Annotated in this window: 19 protein-coding genes; 9 read left to right on the top strand and 10 right to left on the bottom strand. The window is 60.3% G+C overall.

Annotated features, from left to right (window positions below):
* A partial coding sequence (locus B2344_RS04145) for a MarR family winged helix-turn-helix transcriptional regulator (protein ID WP_414651727.1) occupies positions 1-216 on the top strand: 216 nt, incomplete at its 5' end.
* Between the two features lie 3 nt (positions 217-219).
* On the opposite strand, the gene B2344_RS04150 is transcribed toward B2344_RS04145, so the two are convergent.
* From B2344_RS04150 to B2344_RS04160, 3 genes are all read right to left on the bottom strand, one after another.
* On the bottom strand, positions 220-2034 hold the full coding sequence (locus B2344_RS04150) for an SLC13 family permease (protein WP_290484720.1): 1815 nt from the start codon (positions 2032-2034) through the stop codon (positions 220-222).
* Between the two features lie 91 nt (positions 2035-2125).
* A complete protein-coding gene (locus B2344_RS04155) occupies positions 2126-3106 on the bottom strand; it encodes an alpha/beta fold hydrolase (protein ID WP_290478681.1) in 981 nt (326 codons plus the stop codon).
* Positions 3106-3846 (bottom strand): DUF4197 domain-containing protein, encoded by a 741-nt coding sequence (locus B2344_RS04160; RefSeq protein WP_034815961.1) that lies wholly within the window; start codon positions 3844-3846, stop codon positions 3106-3108. The genes B2344_RS04155 and B2344_RS04160 overlap by 1 nt, the downstream gene beginning before the upstream one ends.
* Before the next feature lie 181 nt (positions 3847-4027).
* On the opposite strand from B2344_RS04160, the gene B2344_RS04165 reads away from it, so the two are divergent.
* The 5 genes from B2344_RS04165 (at position 4028) to B2344_RS04185 (ending at position 8402) form a co-directional block, all read left to right on the top strand.
* Positions 4028-4390, top strand: a complete 363-nt coding sequence (locus tag B2344_RS04165; protein WP_034815959.1) for a BlaI/MecI/CopY family transcriptional regulator — start codon at positions 4028-4030, stop codon at positions 4388-4390.
* On the top strand, positions 4387-6369 hold the full coding sequence (locus tag B2344_RS04170; RefSeq protein ID WP_290484721.1) for a M56 family metallopeptidase: 1983 nt from the start codon (positions 4387-4389) through the stop codon (positions 6367-6369). Before B2344_RS04165 ends, B2344_RS04170 begins: the two co-directional genes overlap by 4 nt.
* 156 nt (positions 6370-6525) lie before the next feature.
* Positions 6526-6972, top strand: coding sequence for a hypothetical protein (locus B2344_RS04175; protein WP_290484722.1), 447 nt, complete (start codon positions 6526-6528; stop codon positions 6970-6972).
* A gap of 10 nt (positions 6973-6982) precedes the next feature.
* On the top strand, positions 6983-7792 hold the full coding sequence (kdsB, locus tag B2344_RS04180; protein ID WP_290483109.1) for a 3-deoxy-manno-octulosonate cytidylyltransferase: 810 nt from the start codon (positions 6983-6985) through the stop codon (positions 7790-7792).
* Between the two features lie 7 nt (positions 7793-7799).
* On the top strand, positions 7800-8402 hold the full coding sequence (locus B2344_RS04185) for a histidine phosphatase family protein (RefSeq protein WP_290484723.1): 603 nt from the start codon (positions 7800-7802) through the stop codon (positions 8400-8402).
* Here the strand turns inward: B2344_RS04185 and B2344_RS04190 are convergent.
* A complete protein-coding gene (locus tag B2344_RS04190) occupies positions 8399-10783 on the bottom strand; it encodes an ATP-binding protein (protein ID WP_290484724.1) in 2385 nt (794 codons plus the stop codon). The two genes, B2344_RS04185 and B2344_RS04190, sit on opposite strands and share 4 nt — an antisense overlap.
* Positions 10784-10904: 121 nt before the next feature.
* On the bottom strand, positions 10905-13481 hold the full coding sequence (gene pepN, locus B2344_RS04195; RefSeq protein ID WP_290483527.1) for an aminopeptidase N: 2577 nt from the start codon (positions 13479-13481) through the stop codon (positions 10905-10907).
* Positions 13482-13590: 109 nt separating this feature from the next.
* On the opposite strand from pepN, the gene B2344_RS04200 reads away from it, so the two are divergent.
* Positions 13591-13983: a VanZ family protein gene (locus B2344_RS04200; RefSeq protein WP_206992310.1), complete on the top strand. Its 393-nt coding sequence runs from the start codon at positions 13591-13593 to the stop codon at positions 13981-13983.
* On the opposite strand, the gene B2344_RS04205 is transcribed toward B2344_RS04200, so the two are convergent.
* A complete protein-coding gene (locus B2344_RS04205; protein ID WP_206992309.1) occupies positions 13960-14553 on the bottom strand; it encodes a hypothetical protein in 594 nt (197 codons plus the stop codon). The two genes, B2344_RS04200 and B2344_RS04205, sit on opposite strands and share 24 nt — an antisense overlap.
* Positions 14554-14771: 218 nt before the next feature.
* Here B2344_RS04205 and B2344_RS04210 point away from each other — a divergent pair, with 218 nt between their 5' ends.
* Both B2344_RS04210 and B2344_RS04215 read left to right on the top strand, forming a co-directional pair.
* Positions 14772-15887, top strand: a complete 1116-nt coding sequence (locus tag B2344_RS04210; RefSeq protein WP_290484725.1) for an acyl-CoA dehydrogenase family protein — start codon at positions 14772-14774, stop codon at positions 15885-15887.
* A 13-nt stretch (positions 15888-15900) separates the two neighbouring features.
* On the top strand, positions 15901-17106 hold the full coding sequence (locus tag B2344_RS04215) for an acyl-CoA dehydrogenase family protein (protein ID WP_034815938.1): 1206 nt from the start codon (positions 15901-15903) through the stop codon (positions 17104-17106).
* Position 17107: 1 nt separating this feature from the next.
* Here the strand turns inward: B2344_RS04215 and B2344_RS04220 are convergent, their stop codons facing one another.
* The 4 genes from B2344_RS04220 to B2344_RS04235 are packed head-to-tail and all read right to left on the bottom strand — an operon-like array spanning position 17108 to position 20570.
* A complete protein-coding gene (locus B2344_RS04220; RefSeq protein WP_206992307.1) occupies positions 17108-17704 on the bottom strand; it encodes an ABC-type transport auxiliary lipoprotein family protein in 597 nt (198 codons plus the stop codon).
* On the bottom strand, positions 17705-18664 hold the full coding sequence (locus B2344_RS04225; protein WP_206992306.1) for an MlaD family protein: 960 nt from the start codon (positions 18662-18664) through the stop codon (positions 17705-17707).
* 17 nt (positions 18665-18681) lie between these two features.
* On the bottom strand, positions 18682-19446 hold the full coding sequence (locus B2344_RS04230; protein ID WP_206992305.1) for an ABC transporter ATP-binding protein: 765 nt from the start codon (positions 19444-19446) through the stop codon (positions 18682-18684).
* Positions 19443-20570 carry an ABC transporter permease gene (locus tag B2344_RS04235; RefSeq protein WP_206992304.1) on the bottom strand — a complete coding sequence of 376 codons (1128 nt, stop codon included), beginning with the start codon at positions 20568-20570 and terminating at the stop codon, positions 19443-19445. The genes B2344_RS04230 and B2344_RS04235 overlap by 4 nt, the downstream gene beginning before the upstream one ends.
* Between the last annotated feature and the right edge of the window lie 87 nt (positions 20571-20657).

The following is a 20657-nucleotide window of genomic DNA, read 5'->3' on the forward strand; positions in this document are numbered from 1 at the left end:
GGCTATCTGGAGCGCAAGACGTCAGAGACCGATGGTCGGCGATCCCAGCTCTTCCTGACGCCGGCTGGCCGCGATGTGTACGAACTCATCGTACCGATGGCGCTCGGCGCGGAACAGGAATTGGCCAGCAGCCTGACGGAGGAGGAGCAGAAACAGCTCGAACGCCTAATGGGCAAACTCGCCGATGCCGCCTCCCCTGACCGCCCGCTCTGGTAATGCTCAGGCCAACGGCCAGAACATCGGGATGACGATCATGGACGCCGCGAACATGACGAGGTTCAGCGGCACACCGATCTTCAGGAAGTCGGAGAATTTGTACCCGCCCGCACTGTAGACCAGTGTATTGGTCTGGTAGCCGATGGGGGTGGCAAAGCTCGCGCTGGCGGCAAACATCACGGCGACAACGAATGGGCGTGGATCAATGCCCAGCTGACTTCCCAACCCAATGGCGATGGGCGTCAGCAGGATCGCGGCAGCATTATTGCTCATGATTTCGGTCAGGAAGGATGTGATGAGGTAGAGCACCGCCAACACGGCCAGCGGCCCCATCCCGCCCGTCAGTCCGGCAAGATGCCCGACCAGCAGGCTGGCCGCACCGGTTTTCTCCATTGCCGTGCCAAGTGCCAGCATGCCGAAGATCAGCATCAGGATGTCCCAGCGGATCGCGCGATAGGCTTCCTGATGGTCCAGGCATCCGAGCGCAACGACGGATGTTGCCGCAATCAGCGCGAGCGCCGAGATCGGCAGCACGCCCAGCGCAGCCAGCCCCATCACCGACACCAGCGCGACAATCGCGATGGGTGCCTTGCCCCGTCTCATGGCGCGCTCGGTCGTCTCGGTAAGATTGTTGAGAATGCCATCATCAAACAATTGGCGCATGCCCCGTGCCGGACCCTCCAACAGGACCGTGTCGCCCACGTCGAAGCGGATGTCGTCTGTATTGGTGACATTCTCCCCGCGCCGGTGGATCGCCAGCACGTAGACACCATAGAGGCGCGCCAGGCCGAGCCCATTCAGCGACCGGCCGGTCAACCGCGATTGCGGCCCGATCACGCCTTCCATGATGACGGTCTCGCTGGTCTGGATCGGCTCAAAGGCAGGCCGCGCATCGGAGGCAGATGCACCAATGGCGATGCTGCCCGCCTCCTTCAGTGTCAGGACTTCTGAGACCGGTGTACGCAAGACGATCCGGTCTCCGGCTTGGATCGACAGGTCGCGCAAATCAGCCCGCAGCGACAGCCCCTCCCGGAAGACGTCGATCACCTTGAATCCCTTCTCTGCAGAAAACCCGGTTTCGGAAACCGTCTTTCCGATCAGCGGCGACCCCAAAGGGATCAATATCTGCGCCAGAAATCGCCGGTCCTTCGCATTCGGCAACATGTCCACCAGCGATTCCCGCGTCGGCAACAGGAAGGGCGAAGTCAATGCGAGATAGGCAGCCCCGACCAGCGCGAGGATCACCCCGGCGCCTGTGATCTCGAACACGCCGAACGGGGCCAGCCCCGCCTCCTGCGCGACGCCATCCACAAGGATGTTGGTCGAGGTGCCGATCAGCGTCGTCGTACCGCCAAAGATCGCCGCGAAGGAAAGCGGAATCAGCAGTTTTGACGGCGCCACGCCGATCGTCCGCGCGAGTTGGATCACCACAGGGATCAGCACCACGACGATTGGCGTATTGTTCATGAGGGCGGACAGGATCATCACGCCCAGCATCATGGCCAGCATTGCCACTACTGGCGACGCCCGGCTGGCGAGTCGCGAGACCAGCCGTCCAGCCGCATCAATCACCCCGGTTCGCTCCAGCGCCGCCGACAACACGAACATGGCCGCAATCGTGATCGGCGCGGAATTCGAAAAGACCGAAAGTGCCTCAGGCACCGACAAAATACCCGCGAGCAACAATGCGCCCATCGCCAGCAGCGCGACGACATCCGCCGGCAGGACTTCCCTCACGAAACCGAAAAACACGATCCCCACCAGCAACAGCACGATGGCAATCTCTACCCCCGGCAGGGTCAGAATATCAGCGGGCATGGGGTCAGCTCCAATGGCAACCGCGCATCCTTACACGACCGCGAATTGTTCCACTACTGAGCTTTTCTAAATCCAGCCGATATGACCAGCCCTATCTGGACCCGCGCCGCCGCACTTTCAGCGACCGTTCCACAAAGGCATCTTCCTCAAGCGTGAACCGCTCGACGAGGCGCGCAAGGAAGGCCGACAGTTGGTCGCGCACTTCATAAGGCGCTTCCATCGGCAGGAAGTGGGTCGTGCCGCGCACCGCCTTCATCATCATGGCGGGATAGGACAGGATCAATCGCGCGCGCACCTTGTCGCTGATCACGGAATCCCGGGTCGGCCTCAGAATGGTCATCGGGATATGGTGTTTCTTTACGCGGCGCAGGGCACCCCAAGGCCGGTTGCGCTGGGCGGCAAAGGTCGCTGCTTCCCATTTCGGCTCACACAGCAGACGCCAGGTCTGCTCATCGCTATCAGCAGAATTGTGGTCGGTGCGTTCAATACCATCCAGCAGGTAATCTGCCAGAAAGGGCTCGCGCCATGATTTGAATGCGCCGCGACCTGTATAGGACTCAAGCGCCTCACGGAACGATCCGAACTCGGCGCGACGTTTCTTGGCCTGACGGGCCATGGCATTGCGCCGCAGAAGGAATGAAATAGGCGACAGCATATGCTGCCAGAAATAAACCGATTTCGACATGATTACCGGGTCGGCCAGTACGAGGCCTTTGACGAGATCGGGTCGCTTGCCTGCCACCAACAGGGCCACGCACCCGCCCATGGAGTGCCCGCCCAGGATCACGCCCTGTGGCGCTTCTTTCTCCAACCATTCGATCACATCGTCGCGGTGGCGTTTCCAGGATTTCATGCGGCCGGGTTTGGCCTGCAATGTGGAACGACCATGCCCCCGCATGTCGAGCGCCGCCACACGCTGGCGAAGCCCGAGGGGCGCCAGCAATGACTGATAGGTCATTCCATTGAATCCGGTCGCATGCAGCCATACCGCAGAGAAGGGCTTGATTGGGTCACCGAATTCAATGCCGGCCATCTCTCCGCCGGCTTTGGCCTCATACGTAAATCGACGCATCAGCCCCTCGATCCAAAGACGCGCCGCAACAGATCGGTCGTCCGAGCCACAGGATTCTCACGGATCTTCTTCTCCTCTGCAGCCACGTAGTGGAACATGCCATCCAGTCCCAGTGTGACCGCGTGATTGGTCAAGTCATTTTGCAGGCTGGAGGTGACTCCCCCGACGCCATAGCTATTGGCGACCTGCTCAAGTGACGTGAATGCACCCGCCTGTGCAAGCGACGTTTTGACATAGGGTGTGAATGACGCACGCAGCTGGCTCTCGGTCTTCTCGCGCAGGTAGTCTGTCGCCGCTGTGTCGCCGCCATTCAGGATGCGTACAGCATCCTCAATCGTGATCTGGCGGATCGCTCCTATGACCAGCGTCTTTGCCTCCGGCACAGCTGCCTCCGCCGCCCGGTTCATACGCAATTCCAGGTCATCCAGTGGACCGCTCGCCCCGACGCGCGACAGGCCGGATTGGATATCCCGATAGGTTTTCGGAAGCGGAATACGAATTTCCGAATCTCCGAAATAGCCATTGGTCTGGCCCAGTTGCGCTGCCACGATGTTGGTGCCCACTGTGAGCGCTTCGCGGAGACCGGCATCAATTTCGGCCTGGCTGAGCGCACCGCCCTGCCCTGTTTGCTGGCCAATCACCTCGCCCAGAACCCGCCCCAGATCACCAGAGCTGCCCGTGGTCGCGCAGCCCACCGGCACCGTCAGCAGCGCCATAGCTGCGATCATCATTGGTCTCATGGCCGTCTCCTCCAGTTTTCTCCAGATGACCGTACTCGACGCCGTGACTGAATAGAAGCCACACGAGGATGTATTGCTGCAGCGCCAGCTCACCTTACGAACGTGTCATGGAAAATTTGTTGACCACGTATGTAGTCATGTCATACGACTACGCTTGTAGTCCAGAGAGGGGTTCTACACTATGAAGATTTCCGATGCAGAACTCGACGTGATGAGCGTGCTTTGGGCGCGGCCGGGCCTTGCCGCCTCGGATGTCCACGACGCGCTGGGCACCGAAAAGGACTGGACCAGCCGCACCGTCAAGACCTTGCTGGCCCGCCTTGTGGAGAAGGGCGCGCTAAGCACTGAGGAAGATGGCCGACGTTATCTCTACTATCCCCTCGTCGAGGAAGGCACCTACAAGGCTGGGGCCGCTCGCCAGTTCGTCGACCAGGTCTTTTCCGGTCGCGCAGCCCCCCTCGTGGCGCACCTTGCTGATACGCGCGGTCTTACGGCCGATGACATCGCAGAACTTGAAAAGCTTCTAGGGGAGTTGAAGAAATGATTTTTGACCTGAACAGCCTCAACTTCACCTATGGCGTACAGACCGTGATTGCGGTGTCTGTCCTGATCGCGCTCATTCTGTTTGCGCGCAAGCATGTTGCCCGGCAGTTCGGCGCGGGTGTCGCCTATGCGCTCTGGGCAATTCCGCTGGCCCGGCTTGTCCTGCCTCCCCTTTCCATGCCCACGCCGCTGGCCGGGTTCTTTGAGATGTTCCAGTCTCAATCACCTGCGGCGGCTGGGACGGCAGATGCTGCACCTGCATTCGTTCGCTCACCTGAACCCGTAGGATCCGCAGCCAACGCCGTCTGGGCTCCGCCAGCAACCGGTCCTGAGGCTTCGAGCCCCCTGTTCGAAGTGGCTCATGGTCCTGCGGCCTTCCCGGAACTGTCCGAGCCTGTTTTGGGCGGACTCCTTCTTGGAACCGTGTTGGCCGTGTGGGCTGGCGGAGCCATCTACATGCTTGCCCGCAGTTCGTTTGCACACCACAGTTTCATGCAGACCCTGCGCCGCGAAGAGATGCCTGCCTCGCCCGAGCTCGCCAGCCTTGCCGACGATGTGGCCCGGCAGATCGGCCTGAAGCGCACTCCGCAGTTTTCCACCAGCTTCATTTCATCTGGCCCGCTGGTCTCCGGCCTCTTTCGCCCGACTGTTCTGCTACCGGCCTGGTTCGAGGAAGACTATACCGTGTCCCAGCAACGGGCAGCGTTGGCGCACGAGCTGACGCATATCAAGCGCGGCGACCTCTGGGCCTTGCAGATGTCGGAAATCTTCGTTTCTGCACTCTGGTTCAATCCGCTGGCCTATATTGCACGACGCGCCTTCCGCACCGACCAGGAAGCAGCCTGCGACAGCGATGTGCTGAAATCCGGAGCGTCCTCCCCTCACGCCTATGGTGAGACATTGTTGAAGGCCGTTCAGCTTGCCCTGCCGGAACGCCTGACCGCCGCGGCCAGCCTGCCCCTGACTCACGCCCTGAAGGAAAGAATGATCCGCATGACCACACCCAGCCCCTCCCGCTCGCGGCGTCTGCTCGGCGCAGGTGTTTCCGGACTTCTTGGCAGCGCGGCCCTCATGTCGTCAGCCTTCGTAGCCACCGCCTGTGCCTCTGCCGAAGCCGATGAAAAGGTCGATATGGCCGAACTCGCGGGCGGAGAACCCGACAACATCAACCCAGTTCCCCAGCATCGCAGTTTGCACTTCAAGGATGGCACATTGTTCATCGATGGCGACAAGGTCGAGGACCGGCAGGTCGTCATCATCGGCGATCCTTTCTCGGTCGATGCGATGACGCCGGAACTTGAGCGGGAAATTGAAATCCTGACATCAAAGATCGAAGCTGAAACGGCCGAAATCGAAACTCTGGTGGCCTCCATGCCGCACATCGAACTCGCCTTCGAAGGCTTTGACGAAGAGCTGAACCGGAAGATGGAGATGGCCTTCAGCTTCACCGACGAAACCATGCCGAAATCCGAAGCCGAGTGGGAAGCCTGGGCAGAGAAGGTCGAGGCACAGGCCGAGGAATGGGAAGCCCATGCCGAAGCGATTGCCGAGCGCGCCGAAGCTCATGCAGACGCCTGGGAAACCCGCTTTGAACCCCAGATGGACGCCCTTGAGGCTCGCATCGAAGCCCATGCCGATGCGCTCGAACGCAAGATCGAGATCGCCTATGGCGAGGAGTTTGAGGATGAAATGGAGCATACCCATATCGTACTGACCGATCTGGTCGAGCAATGCCGCGACGCCAATCTGGCAGAGGGCGAGACCCGGATCCTCGAAAAGAGCAGTAGCCAGGACAAGACCAGGGACGTGAAGATCGCCTGCATCAAGGGCGACAAGGACACGCTGAAAGCCAAGGCGACGATCAAATCCGTGATGAAGAGCGACAAGCTCGACGCCGCCGAAAAGAAGGCCTTCAAGAAGCAGGTCAACGGTTCGTCCAGCCACACGATCACGATTGAAACCGACACGACAGACGAATAACGGGTCCCGCTCGCGCATTGCACGGAATGCATAGGCGGAGTCCCCCGGCGCAGGTCCCATTGCGTCGGGGGCTTTTTTTGCGAATGAGTCCCGCGCTTTGCGGTAATGGGATCGGCGTCTAGGGTGGCCCCCTGAATCGCGCTCCGGAGGATTTCCATGATACGCCTGCTCGCCACAATGGCCATTGCCACCTGCCCGCTCGCTGCCTGTGTCACAGCGCCTGAGCCCTGCACGCAGGAATGGGTCGAATACAAGACCGACCGTATCCTCGGCGAGTTCGCTTCCGAAAATCGTGGTCTGATCAACGACCTGCGGCGCATTACTGATAGCGAGGGCGAACTCAACACATTCGCCACGATGCGGCTGATCTCGCGGACAGACGACCTTCAGAACTTTGCTGACAGCTTCCAGAATGTCGTCATCCCTGAACTGGAACTGGCGCTGGTGGAATGTGGGCAGAGCGATCAATTCGCCCCTGCACTGACGGGCTTCCTGCGCGATGAAGGTGTGGACGAAGAGGCCTTGCAGTGGGTCGCGCCGATCATCGGCCTCATGCAACAAATGCGCGAAGATGATGTAGGCAACCCGCCGCGAGCCATGTAAGAGCGCGGCCATGAAAACGCTGATCGTTGTCCCCGCCCGCTATGGATCCACCCGGTTCCCCGGCAAGCCGCTGGTCGAGATCGCCGGCCGCACCATGGTGAGCCGGGTGGCCGCGATGGCTTCGCGTGCCGCCGCTGAACTGGATGATGCTGCAAGTGTCGTGGCCACCGATGACGAGCGCATCGCCAGCCATTGCCGGGACCTCGGCATTGAGGTCGTCATGACCGATCCGAACGTCCCGTCCGGCACGGATCGTGCCCTCGCCGCCGTCGACGCGATGGGGGTCACGCCAAACGTTGTCGTCAACCTGCAGGGCGACTCGCCCTTTACCCCACCCGCACATGTTGTCGCCGTCGCCGAAGCCGCCGCCAGTTCCGGCGCCGATGCCGCCACGCCCTATGTCCGCCTGACCTGGCAGGCGCTCGACGACTTCCGCGCGCACAAGAAAACCACCCCCTTCTCCGGCACAACGCTGGCGCATGACGCCGCTGGGCGCGCGCTCTGGTTTTCCAAGAATTTGATCCCCGCCATCCGCAAGGAAGACGCGCTGCGCCAGCAAGGCGACATGTCTCCGGTCTGCCGCCATATTGGCCTCTATGCCTATCGCCTCCCCGCGCTGCGCAAATATGTCAGCCTGCCGGAAGGCCATTATGAAAAGCTCGAAGGTCTCGAACAGCTGCGCTTCCTCGAGAACGGCATGAGCGTGCAATGTGTCGAAGTCGAGCCGGACACAATCGCCATTCCCGGCATTGATGCACCGGAAGACGTGGCCCTCGCCGAGCGCCTGATCGCAACCCATGGCGACCCACTGAAGGACTGACCGGACCATGGCAAGACTGATCATCGTCCGGCACGGAAACACGTTCGACAAGGGCGACACGGTCACCCGTGTCGGCGGACGCACAGACCTTCCCTTGTCCGCATCCGGACTGGCACAGGCTGATGCGCTCGCTAATCATTTCGCGGACACTCGATTTGTTGCCGCTTTCTGCTCTCCGCTGATGCGTACACGGCAGACCGCACGGGCCATGATCGGCATGCGCACCGGCGCGCCTGCCCTTATCGTCCTGCCTTTCCTGACCGAAGTCGATTACGGCCCGGACGAAAACCAGCCGGAAGACAAGGTTGTGGCACGGATTGGCGAAGCAGCGCTCGAAGCCTGGGAGTGTGATGCCACGCCGCCCGAGGGCTGGCGCGTGGATGCGGACGCGCTCCGCGAGGGCTGGCGCAGCCTGCTGGAGCGCGCAGCCGGGCTCGGCGCAGAAGACACGGCACTGATCGTCACCTCAAACGGCATCGCACGCTTCCTGCCAGATGTCGTGGATGTTCAGCCAGACGATCTCGACCGCAAGCTGAAGACCGGGGCCTGGGGCGTTGTTGAAATAGACGGCGCCACGTCGTGCATCACCAGCTGGAACCTGCGTCCCTAGGCGACGTCCCGCGCATTGGTTTCATCGACGAGTTCGCGTGCGCCGGAGATCGGCAAGGTAAACGCCACCGTCGTGCCCTCCCCTTCGATGGAGGACAGGATCATCCGCCCCCCATGCATTTCCGCAAAGGATTTCGTCAGTGCAAGGCCAAGCCCTGTGCCTTCGTAATTGCGGTCCTTGGTGCCGGAGACTTGCTCGAACGGCGTCGCGAGGCGCGGCAGGTCTTCAGCCGGGATACCAATACCGGTATCGGTCACGCCGACATAGATTTCCGGTCCGCGCTGCTCGACCGCGACCGTGATCTTGCCGCCAGCATCGGTGAACTTGATCGCATTCGATACGAGGTTCAGCACCATTTGGCGGATCGCCCGATGGTCGGCATCAATCTCAGGCATGTTGGGCTGGGCATCCAGCACCATCTCGATTTCCTTGTCCTCTGCCTTGCGACGGATCATGCGCACAGCCGCGTCGACCGGGTCCACAGGATCAATGGGCTGCGGGTCGATTGTCATCTTGCCCGCCTCGATCTTCGCCATGTCGAGAATATCGTTGATCATGTCCAGCAAGTGTTGGCCCGAGGTCAGGATGTCCTGCGCATAGCCCTTGTAACGCTCGTCCCCCATCGGGCCGTAAAGTTCATTCGACAGGATTTCGGAAAAACCATTGATCGCATTCAACGGCGTGCGCAACTCATGGCTCATATTCGCCAGGAAGGCTGATTTGGTGTGCGCCGCATGTTCGGCCTTGGCCTTCTCCTCGGAATATTTCCGAGACAGTTCACGCTCGCGCCCTTCAGACCGTTCAAGGTCCAGGGCGGTCTTGTGCATCTTGGCTTTTTGCTTCCTCAGCTCTTCCTCATTGCGGACATTCTCTGTGACATCCACGCCAACCGAGATTAGGCCACCATCAAGCGTGGGGCGCTCCACCAGTTTGATCCAGCGCTCGGTGTTGAGCTCCAGCAAGGTCGTCTGCGGATCTTCCAAAGAGGGGTGCTCTGAACGCAAGGCCCCTGCCCGTGCAATGTTCACCGTGTGATGCGCCATGCCCGGCCGCAAGGTTTCCTCGAGCTGGAGGTCGGAGGCAAAGGCCCGGTTCCAATAGAGCAGACGCTTGCGATTGTCCCACAGGGCGAAAGGACCATTGAATCCTTCGATAGCCGTACGCAGTCGGCGTTCGGCCGCCTTGATCCGGTCCTCGGCCTGCTTGCGCTCGGTAATATCCAGCAACACGCCGCCATAGACATTCGCCCCGGTCTCGGCATGAGGCGTCACACTGCCACGCAATTCCATCCAGCGGGCCGGTTGGAAACTGGTCACGAAACTGGTCTGCACCCAGCCGTCCTTGTAGCCTTTGCGAAAGGCGTCCTGAACCCGCTTCTGATGCTCAGGGTGTACCTGCGGCAGCATTTCATCAATCGTGATCTCGCCATCGCCCAGCATGCCCATCAACTCGGATGCCGCATCGCTGAGATAAACCGCGCTGGAATCGTCTGACCACTCCCAATAGCCTGCACGCACACCCAGCATGACCGGGCTCATGAACCGGTCGGATTCGATCTCCTGCGCGCGTTCAACGAACGTGACTTCAGGCTCTCGCGAGAGCTGGTTCATCAGTCCGAGAATGACCAGCATGGGCGCTGCCAGCAGCAGACCAAAAATCAGGAGCCGTATAAAATCGTCCAGCGTGAACAGCGGCGTGGCCTGACTGGTGCACACCTGCAAAGCACTGCCGCCCACCGGCGCGCACCCTGTCGCGGCGCGGTCGAGCAAGCCGAGGGCGCGAAACTTCGTGGCAGGTAACATGCCCGCTGTGCCGGGAAGGATCGTCCCGGCACTGAGATGCTTGTCGGTGACGAAGATACCGGTACCTGCCCGGCTTGCCGGCAACCATGTGCCCGCCGGGGCAAGCGCCAAGATGATTTCGCCATCCGGGGCCGTGGTAGCCACGACAATGTCACCCTGCCCCGACAGACCGATCCGATGCCCTCCGGCCAGCATGGCTTCTGCAACCGGCACAGCCGCCAGCAGACGGCTGCCCTCTGGTGCCAGGCGGGCCTCCTGCAGAGAAACGACCACATCGACTCCTGGCGTAGCGGAGGCGACTGCCGAGCGGGACGCGCCTGCATCGGCAATCAGCCGCATCGCCATTTCAGCTGTGCCGGCATGACCGGATAGCCGCGCTGCGATGGTCGAAGAGTTGGCTTCAAGCGCACCCAGAAGCGTGGAGTCGGCCGTCTGGCGCTCTTCCCAGGCCTTCAGGCCAAGTGCGCCTGCCAGCAACAGGATAATCGCAATGATCGTCCATTTCAGCCGCCGGTCATCGCGACTGGGGACTCCCGCAGCGACAGTATCCGTTTGCGGAGGGATAACCGACTTGGACAAGGTGCTTCCTGTGCCGATTCCTTAGAAAAACAAGGGCTCAGCTTTGGTTTTCTATCGTAATCCTTGCCCAATTCTTAACAAAGGTACAGATTTCGTTAACCCAGAAAACGGGTTCCGCCGCCTAGCTCAGCGCGCGGGACACGATATCTGCAGAATTCTTTGACAAATCAGCAGCTTGCAGACGGCGGAGACAGGCTTCTGCCTCTGCCTTCGCCTTCGGCTCCAGAATGCGCCACTGTTCAAACGCAGTCAGCAGACGGGCACCGAGCGCAGGGTTCACCTTGTCGGCCTTAAGGATAATGCCTTCGATGACTTCATATCCAGAGCCGTCCGGCGCGTGAAACCCGGACAGATTCTGCATTGCAAAAGCCGCCGCGACCGAGCGGACGCGATTGGGGTTGCCCATGTCGAAATCCGGATGCGCCGCCAGTTTTGAAACGGTTGCGGCATCACCGGTACCCGCCTGTACGCCAAACCATTTGTCCATGACCAGCGGGTTAAATTTCCACGTCCTCTCGAAATCGGCCAGTGCAGTCTCCCGCGCCGCGCCTTCCAGCCCTGCCAGGCCGCGCAACGCAGCGAGCTTCTCGGTCATGTTGGTGGCGGCGTTATAGAGACCCAGAAGGCGCTCACCCGCTTCGTCGTGGCCTGATGCTGCCAACAGGTTGATCAATGCCGTGCGCAGGGCGCGTTCACCCGCCTGCTCTGCACCCGGATCATAGGGTTCCGGGGAAGACTTGGCGAGAATGTCATCCACAAAATCGGAGAGCTTGCTGTAGAGGGCTGCCTGCAGTTTCTTGCGCGCGGTGTTCAACGCCACAGGGTCAGCCGGCTGCCGTTCCTGGAACAGTTCACCCACATCCGGCAGGCGTGTCAGGAGCGACGCGAAGGCCGGGTCGTCCACCGCGCCGCGAATAGCCACAGCCATCGCTTCGACAAGCGCATCATCCGGCTCCGCCTGCGATCCTTCGGACAGGGCCAGAATTTCTTGCTTGGCGAGGTTCTGCACACTGTCCCATTGATTGAACGGGTCCGTTTCCAGTCGGATCATCGCGAGTTGGTCATCGCGGCTGAGCGCTCGCTTGATGCGTACCGGCGCGGTAAAGTCGCGATTGATCGACACCAGAGGGCGTTCAGATCCTTCCGGCAGGTCGAAGGTCATGGTCAGTTCTTCATCTTCCAGAAGCGTGATCCATTCAGCCATGTTGCCTTCATCGTCGATCAACGCCATTTCCATCGGGATCAGCATCGGCTTCTTGGCTGGTTGGCCGGGTGTTGCTGGCGTCTTCTGTTTCAGCGTGACAGCAATCTCGCGCGTTTCCGGATTCCAGCTTTCTTCCATCGTGATTTCTGGCGTTCCGGCTTGCGAATACCAAAGTCGGAACTGAGCGAAGTCCTGCTCGCTGACTTCTTCGAAACAGGCATAAAAATCCTCGATGGTGACAGCCTGTCCATCATGACGGTCGAAATAGAGGTCCATGCCTTTGCGATAGGTTTCCTCACCGAGCATCCGGCGCAGCATGCCAATTATCTCCGCGCCCTTTTCATAGACCGTGGCCGTGTAGAGATTATCGATGGCCCCATAGGTGGTCGGGCGCACCGGGTGCGCCAATGGGCCGGCATCCTCGGCAAACTGGCGTGCGCGCAAGCGGATGACGTCCTTTATCCGCTGCACTGGGCGCGAGCGCATGTCGGCAGAAAAATTCTGATCACGGAAAACCGTCAGGCCTTCCTTGAGGCACAACTGGAACCAGTCTCGACACGTGATCCGGTTGCCAGTCCAGTTGTGGAAATATTCATGGGCGACGATGCTTTCGATGGCCTCGAAATCTGCGTCGGTCGCGGTGTCTTCGTCAGCCAGCACATAGGCCGAGTTGAAGATGTTCAGACCTTTGTTCTCCATGGCGCCGAAATTGAAGTCGCGCACAGCCACGATATTGAACACGCCGAGATCATACTCCCGGCCATAAGTCTCCTCATCCCATTTCATTGAGCGTTTGAGGCTGTCCATGGCCCAGGCCGCACGATCCGCATCGCCCTTGTCGACATGAATTGCCAGATCGATGGTCTTGCCGCTCATGGTGGTGAACTGATCAGAGTAGACATCATAATCGCCAGCGCAGAGCGCAAAGAGATAGGCCGGCTTCTTGTGCGGATCATCCCATACCGCAAAGTGCCGACCATCATCCACATCGCCTGCCTCGCCCGGCGTACCGTTCGACAGCAGGATGGGATAGGTCGCCTTGTCGGCCGTCATGCGCACGGTGAAGCGGCTCATCACATCCGGACGGTCGGGATAAAACGTAATGCGACGGAATCCGATGGCTTCGCACTGGGTGCAGAAACGGCCGCCTGACATATAGAGACCCGACAGCGCAGTGTTCTTTGAGGGCGCGATCTCGACTTCGGTAACCAGCGTAAACGCGTCTGGCACCTCTGCCAGCGTCAGTCCGGTCTCCGTCAGCTGGTAGGCATCATCCGGCACTGCAACGCCATCAATTGCGATCGACTTCAACTCCAGCGCTTCGCCGTCAAGCTCCAGGGGCGCGTTCGCGTCACCTGTCCGGCGGACCTTCAGATCGGCGCGCACCCGAGTCGCATCCGGATGAAGGTCAAACCTCAGATCCACCTGCTCGATTTCGAAGGGATAGGACGAATAATCCGACAATTGAACGGCAATGGGGGCTTCAGTGCGCATGTTTTCTCCGGCAAACAGGATTTCAGTCTTTCAGTTAGGGAGTCTGGCTGGCAACGTCGAGGGCTAGCGCCCATGCGTCTGCAGATATCAACCCGAATGGCGAGGCCTGATGCGCGCACTTCTGTCTCATCCCCTCATCCGCAGTCTGGCGGGGCTTGCCGCAATCGGACTGGCGATCATTATCGCAGTCTATTCCCTTGTCCCGGTCAGTGAGGCCCCTGCTCCGCAATTGTCGGACAAGATCAAACACTTTGCAGCCTACGCCGCCCTAGCCGCGTCGCTCTCGGTGGCGTTCGGGGTGGGCCCACGCCCGGCTGCTTTGGCGTTCAGCATATCAGGCTTGTTCGGTATCGGGCTTGAGATTGCGCAAATGCTTGGCGAGGCCGGACGCGAGGGGTCCAGCCTTGACGTTGCGGCCAATCTGGGCGGCGCGCTGGTCGGAGTTCTTGTTGTCGGGGTACTTGGTCGACAGGGGCGGTTATTCAGCCGCGACCGTCGCTGAATCTGCCTCAGCCGCGTCATCCAGCTGATAGACAAAGCGCAGGATCGATGCGCAACGCTGGGCGACCTGCTTGAGTTCGGACGGGCAGTCATCCGGTTTTTCCTGACAGAAGTCCGCGATCTGACGTACGGTCTGCAACAAGTCCGGCGTGCAGGCGATCATGCGGGCCTGATGCTCGATACGTTGCGGGTCGCGATCATATTCGCCGCCCGTGACGCGCCAACCGCCCTGGTCATCTTCATCCGTCACAACCACGGGATAGGTCCCGACATCACTGATGCCGAGGCCACCAATACTGGCCCGCCATTTCGCGCGGCGGCGAGCGATATGCCAGTGCTCCAGCAGGGAATCGTCGTCATCCGGGCGCAGGACATGCGAATCCCTCGCCAAGCTCTCTTCAGCCGCCAGTTCATGAGACTGGAAACTGCGTCCCAATCCGCACTCATAGGTCACGCGGAGCGGTTCATCCACGTCCTTGACCCAATGCGGCACGACTTTTTCGATCAGCGCCCACGTTCCGACGGGCTTCACGAAGACGCGCTGCGATTTGTGAAATAACGCCTTGGCCATCAGTTGCTCCCGAATTCAGACGTGATTTTTGCCATCTGGGCCTTTCAACGCAGTGAAACCGATCGATGAAATTTGACCTACCGGCACGATTTCCCACCAAAAGTGGATTTTCGCGTTTCCGTTGGGTGACGGGTTTCCGCGCACGTAAACCGCGCTATTTTGCTCATCATTGAAGAAAAAGAGTGGCCCGACCGGCCGCAAAGGGGAGCGCAAGCGACATGAACTTCGACTTTTCCGAAGACCAGAAATTTCTCGGCAATGAGGCACGCAAATTCCTCGAAGCCGAATGCCCCATGACGGCCGTCCGTCTGGTGTTGAATGACGACGATGTCAGCCACAATGAAACTGTCTGGAACAAGGTGGTGGAAATGGGCTGGCTCGGCACGGCCATCCCGGAAGAGCATGGCGGCCTCGGCCTGGGCCTGCTCGAAGTGTGCGTGCTGGCAGAAGAAATGGGCCGCGTCCTGGCTCCGGTTCCGTGGGCCTCCACCGTCTACTTCTTCACCGAAGCGCTGAAGCTGGCTGGCTCGAATGAGCAACAGGCCGAAATCCTCCCGCGTATCGTCAGCGGTGATGTAGTGGGCTGCTACGCTGCCAGCGAAGGCCCTGGAAATCCAGCAGCGGATACGCTGAAAACGACCTTCGACGGCTCCACGCTTTCGGGCACCAAGGTCCCGGTCACCGATGGCGATATCGCAACGCACGCCGTTGTGCTGGCCAAGGAAGGCTCCGGCGCGAGCCTGGTCCTGGTCGACCTGACCGGCGAAGGCGTGACCCGCAAGACGCTCCAGACACTGGACCCAACGCGCAGCCATGCCGAAATCGTCTTCGACAAGGCTCCGGCCACGCGTCTTGGAAACGCGGGCGACGGCGAAATGCTGAATGACCAGGTCCTGGATCATGCGGCTGTCCTGTTCGCCTTCGAACAGCTGGGCGGCGCCTCCCGCGCCCTCGAAATGGCAACCGACTATGCCAAGGAACGCTACGCCTTTGGACGCCCCATTGGTGGCAATCAGGCGATCAAACACAAGCTCGCTGAAATGTATGTGAAGAACGAGGTTGCTCGCTCGAACTGCTTCTACGGCGCATGGGCCGTCTCGACGGGTGCCGCCGAACTGCCGGAAGCCGCCGCCGCGGCGCGCATTGCAGCATGCGAAGCCTTCTGGTTCGCGTCCAAGGAAAACATCCAGACCCATGGCGGCATGGGCTTTACATGGGAGGTGGACTGCCACCTCTTCTATCGCCGCGCCAAGCTGCTGGCCGTTCAGGCCGGAGCGCCGAAAGTGTGGAAAGAAAAACTCGTCCGCACCCTTGAAAACAAGAATGCCGCCTAAGGAGGAATGACTCATGGACTTCAATGACACCAAAGAAGAAGCCGAATTCCGCGCCGAAGCTCGCGCTTTCCTCGGCAAGCACCTCGAGCCCAAGGGCGACAAGCCGCTGCGTCAGCGCGTGGATGGCAGCGAATTCATGAAACTTGCCAAGCAATGGCAGAAGACAAAATCCGAAGGCGGTTATGCCCAGATCACCTGGCCGAAAGAGATCGGCGGGCGCGGCGGCACGCCGATGCAGCAGGTCATCTGGAACCAGGAAGAAGGCAAGTTCGACGCGCCGACCGGCCCCTTCACCATCGGCCTCGGGATGTGCATCCCGACCGTCATCGCGTTCGGCTCCGACGAGCACAAGAAGCGCTATGTCGGCAAAGCAATGAAGGGCGAGGAAATCTGGTGCCAGCTCTTTTCCGAACCGTCTGCCGGGTCTGATGTTGCGGGCCTGAAGACCCGCGCCGTCAAGGATGGCGACGAATGGGTCATCAACGGCCAGAAGGTCTGGACCTCCGGCGCGCATTATTCCGACTACGGCATCCTGCTGACCCGGACCGACCCGAGCGTGCCGAAGCACAAGGGCCTGACCATGTTCATCGTGGACATGAAACAGGCTGGCGTCGAAGTGCGCCCGATCCACCAGGCATCTGGTGGTCGCGAGTTCAACGAGGTCTACTTCACGGATGTCCGCATCAAGGATTCCGACCGTCTCGGCGAAGTCGGTCAGGGCTGGAAAGTGGCCATCGTCACACTGATGAACGAGCGCCTTGCCGTGGGCGGCTCCCCTGGCCCGGACTGGGCGGAGATCATGGCCTATGCCAAGGAAGCAGGCACCATGTCTGATCAGGCTTTCCGCGAGAAACTGGCCGACTGGTATGTTGCCGCGCAAGGCTACAAGCTGACCAAGTTCCGCACGCAGACGGCCCTATCACGCGGCCAGACACCGGGACCGGAAAATTCGATCGGCAAGATCATCACCGCCAACCACCTTCAGGACATTTGTAACTCGGCCATCGAGATGCAGGACCATTACGGCATCCTGACGGATTCAGATCGCATGCCAGCCGATGCCATCTTCCAGCAAAGCTTCATGTGGGCCCCGGGCCTGCGCATTGCAGGCGGCACGGATGAGATCCTGAAAAACATCATCGCCGAACGCGTTCTGGGCCTGCCCCAGGATGTCCGCGTGGACAAGGACATTGCGTTCGACCAGATGAAAAGCGGCTAGATCAAGCCTCAGGCGCGTCTGCGTGAACGTTGATGTACTGGCTGACGAAGGCCGCCACATCGTTCACGCAGGCCCGGCCTGCTTCGCCCAGCGCCTTGGCACGGTCTGCATTGGACCCGCCATTGGCACTGGCAGAATTCGAGACCACGATCTGGTCCAGCACATCTCGCGATCCACCGTCCATGAGCGTCGCGCGCACGCGGCACCGTCCGGTCGTGCCGGACAAGGTGAAATCCGTCACTTGCCAGGAAAGCTCATAGGGCGCTGAAGCTCCCGTCTCGGGCGCAATCGCCTTGCCTGCGCCCTGCCCCTGCAACGCGTCCAGCATCGCCATCTGCATCAGGCGTGTCGACGAATCCGTCCATTCCACGTTCGGCACCAAACGTAGCGCACCACTGGAGTCTTCCGCCGCAATCGCCCGACCGGCTACGAGGCGTGACGCATCCGGCTCACGAATGAGAACAGACGCATCCAAATCGTAGGTTGTTTCCATCGGTGCAAAGCGATAGAGGCCCTGTGGCACCTTTGGCTCTGGCAAGACAGACACACATGCTGCGAGGCTGCAGGCCGCAAGGCCAGTCATAAGAACACGGATCATCTAGCGGCTCTCCTCATATGGGGCCGGGTCACCGACCACGAAGCCCTGGGGGTTTTGTTCCAATTCACGCGCGACCCGGTCGAGGCGGTTGATCAACAGGCGCAAATCTCGGCTGGCAAGACGCGCGTCGACCAGCGCGCCTGTGGCCGGGCCTTCGATGGCGTCTGTCGCCGCAAGTACCGCGAGATTGCTCTGCTCCACCGTCTTGTTCGCACTGGCAGCCACTTCGCGGATTTCGGCGACCAGCGCATTGGCCTGCGAGCCGAACTCGGTCATCTGACTGTCTGCATTCGTCCCGAAGGATTCCAACGACGCAGAGGCCGCTTCAAAGCGCGCGCTCGCCGCCGACACATCTTTCAGCGTCTGGGTCGCTTGCGCCATCGTGCCATCGGAGGCGGCGAGTTGCCCGCTGAGTGTTTCGATGTTGCGGATCGTGGCTGACAGGGACTCAATGTTCTCATCCGTGAGGATCAGGTTCACCCGCTCAATGGTCCGGTTGGCCTTGCCGAGCACTTCGGCGCCACCGGCAAAAATTTCGTCGAGTTGTGTCCGCTCGGCCTTGATGACGGGCACGGGCTGACCCGGCCGCGCACGCAGGGGCGCTGCCTTGGGTGACCCTGCCGTGATCTGAACAAATGTGATGCCCGTAATGCCGGCCAGCTGGATAGAGGCCGTAGAATCCACTTTCACAGGGGTTTCCGCGTCCACACGTATCCGGGCCCGTACCTTGGACTGATCCCCCCGGTCGATCCGCACCCAGGAGACCTCACCCACCTTGATGCCGATATAGCGCACCGAAGCCCCCTGCTCCAACGAGACCGGTCCCTCGAAGACAATATCATAGGCTTCAAAATCCTGCCGGAACTGGGACTGGCCCAGCCACAGCGTGAATACCGCCACGGCCATCGTGGCGATCAGGACGAATGCTCCGATCAGGGCGTAATTCGCTCGCGTTTCCATCGTCTCCGGGTCCTCTTCTAGTGTCCCGTCGCGGCCCGCCCACGCGGACCTCCGAAATATTCCTGGACCCACGGATGATCGAAGGCCCGTAATTCATCAATTGTGCCGACTGCCAGCACGCGTTTCTCGCCCAACACGGCAATCCGGTCACAAGTTGCCTGCAGCGTATCCACATCATGCGTCACAAGGAAGACCGTCAGGCCCAATGCGCGTTGCAGCTGTCGGATCAGCGCATCGAAATTGGCTGCTGTGATCGGGTCGAGCCCGGCGGTAGGTTCATCCAGAAACAGGAGTTCCGGGTCGAGTGCCAAGGCCCGCGCAAGGGCCGCGCGCTTGCGCATGCCACCTGACAGATCGGACGGGAACTTTGGACCGGCATCCCCATGCAGGCCCGCCATCAGAATTTTCATGTCCGCCAGTTCGCGACATAGCTGCGGCGAGAGGTCGGTGTGCTCCTTCATGGGCACCATGACATTCTCGCGCACGGTGAGGTTCGAGAACAGTGCGCCGTCCTGGAACATGACGCCCCAGCTGCGCTCCACGGCGGCGCGCTCGTCCGGGTCGAGTGTCTCCAATCGCTTGCCGAACACTTCAATACTGCCCGCCGAAGGTTCCTTCAGGCCAGTGATCGCGCGCAAAAGCACAGACTTGCCACAGCCTGATGGGCCGATGACGCCGATGATCTCGCCGCGACGAATATCAAGATCAAGATGCTCATGTACGACATGAGACCCATAGGCGGTCTTCAGGTCACGCACGCGGATGATGATTTCGTCGGTCAAATGCCCATCTCCATATAGAAGATGGCGAACAGGGCATCGATCACGATGATCGAGAAGATGGCCTGCACAACCGATGTGGTTGTCTTGCTGCCAAGCGACTGGACGCTGCCACCCACATTCAGGCCCTGACGGCAGGCAATAAGCGCCACCACGAACCCAAACACCGGAGCCTTGGACATGCCAACCCAGAACTGGTCCAACGGCACGTTCGACTGAAGACGGTCAAGGAAGAGTGCCGGATTGATGTCCAGTGCCAGCCAGCCAACGATGACGCCGCCTGCAATGCCTGCAAGCGTGCCCACAAAGGCGAGTACCGGCGTGGCCACAACCATCGCAATGATACGCGGCGCGACCAGCACATCCATCGGCTTCAGGCCGAGTGTCTGCATGGCGTCGATTTCCTGGCGCATCTTCATCGTGCCGATTTGCGCCGTGAACGAGGAATTGGTCCGCCCCGCCAGAACGATGCCGGTCATGATGACCCCAAGCTCTCGCAGCATGGCAAAACCGATCAGTTCGACCACAAAGATTTCAGAGCCCAGGTCGCGCAGGGTTGTCGCGCCAATAAAGGCCACCACCATACCGACAAAGAAAGAGAGAAACGCGATGATTGGCATCGCATCGAGACCAGCCTCTTCAAGCACAGAGACAATAGAGGTCCAGCGCAACTTCCAGGGCGTCAGGACAAGTCGAAATGTCGTCACCAGCGTCTCACCGAGAAAGGCCAACGTGTCCTTGGCTTCGCCCAGCATGTTCATGAAACCGCGGCCGGTCCGCTCAAGCATATCGACCAGTCCGCCGTGTGGCGGCCGCTTGGGCTCTTCCACATCGGTCACGGCATGCACCTGGCCGATCAGGTTTTCGGCGTTGGAATGGTTGCCCTCGATTCGGGCAGGCGCTTCTGACAATTGTCGCAGCGTGCGGTCAATGACAAAGGCGCCGGCGGTGTCGAGCTTGCCGAGCGCCGCAGCGTCCAACACGAGCGCGCCCTCATGGGCCTCCAAATCGCGCAAACCGTCGTCCACGGCTTGAACCGTGCGCACGGTCCAGTCCCCCGAGACACGGAGGACGGTCTGTTCGCCGCTGGTTTCCAGCGCGAATTCGGGGATGCTAGGGTTCGCCATTCAATTGCTTTTCTACCTGACCACCCTATCCAAACATGCTTAAGACCTGAAAAGCATGATTGTTCAAATTTCACCTATTGGGACCAT

Origin of the sequence: Hyphomonas sp. UBA3195 (assembly GCF_002366485.1) — a bacterium.
In the GTDB taxonomy this organism is placed as follows: Bacteria; Pseudomonadota; Alphaproteobacteria; order Caulobacterales; family Hyphomonadaceae; genus Hyphomonas.

Coding starts and splice junctions, on each gene's coding strand:
- B2344_RS04150 (WP_290484720.1), bottom strand. CDS start 2,034: ATGCCCGCTGATATTCTGACCCTGCCGGGGGTAGAGATTGCCATCGTG.
- B2344_RS04155 (WP_290478681.1), bottom strand. CDS start 3,106: ATGCGTCGATTTACGTATGAGGCCAAAGCCGGCGGAGAGATGGCCGGC.
- B2344_RS04160 (WP_034815961.1), bottom strand. CDS start 3,846: ATGAGACCAATGATGATCGCAGCTATGGCGCTGCTGACGGTGCCGGTG.
- B2344_RS04165 (WP_034815959.1), top strand. CDS start 4,028: ATGAAGATTTCCGATGCAGAACTCGACGTGATGAGCGTGCTTTGGGCG.
- B2344_RS04170 (WP_290484721.1), top strand. CDS start 4,387: ATGATTTTTGACCTGAACAGCCTCAACTTCACCTATGGCGTACAGACC.
- B2344_RS04175 (WP_290484722.1), top strand. CDS start 6,526: ATGATACGCCTGCTCGCCACAATGGCCATTGCCACCTGCCCGCTCGCT.
- kdsB (WP_290483109.1), top strand. CDS start 6,983: ATGAAAACGCTGATCGTTGTCCCCGCCCGCTATGGATCCACCCGGTTC.
- B2344_RS04185 (WP_290484723.1), top strand. CDS start 7,800: ATGGCAAGACTGATCATCGTCCGGCACGGAAACACGTTCGACAAGGGC.
- pepN (WP_290483527.1), bottom strand. CDS start 13,481: ATGCGCACTGAAGCCCCCATTGCCGTTCAATTGTCGGATTATTCGTCC.
- B2344_RS04200 (WP_206992310.1), top strand. CDS start 13,591: ATGCGCGCACTTCTGTCTCATCCCCTCATCCGCAGTCTGGCGGGGCTT.
- B2344_RS04205 (WP_206992309.1), bottom strand. CDS start 14,553: ATGGCCAAGGCGTTATTTCACAAATCGCAGCGCGTCTTCGTGAAGCCC.
- B2344_RS04210 (WP_290484725.1), top strand. CDS start 14,772: ATGAACTTCGACTTTTCCGAAGACCAGAAATTTCTCGGCAATGAGGCA.
- B2344_RS04215 (WP_034815938.1), top strand. CDS start 15,901: ATGGACTTCAATGACACCAAAGAAGAAGCCGAATTCCGCGCCGAAGCT.
- B2344_RS04220 (WP_206992307.1), bottom strand. CDS start 17,704: ATGATCCGTGTTCTTATGACTGGCCTTGCGGCCTGCAGCCTCGCAGCA.
- B2344_RS04225 (WP_206992306.1), bottom strand. CDS start 18,664: ATGGAAACGCGAGCGAATTACGCCCTGATCGGAGCATTCGTCCTGATC.
- B2344_RS04235 (WP_206992304.1), bottom strand. CDS start 20,570: ATGGCGAACCCTAGCATCCCCGAATTCGCGCTGGAAACCAGCGGCGAA.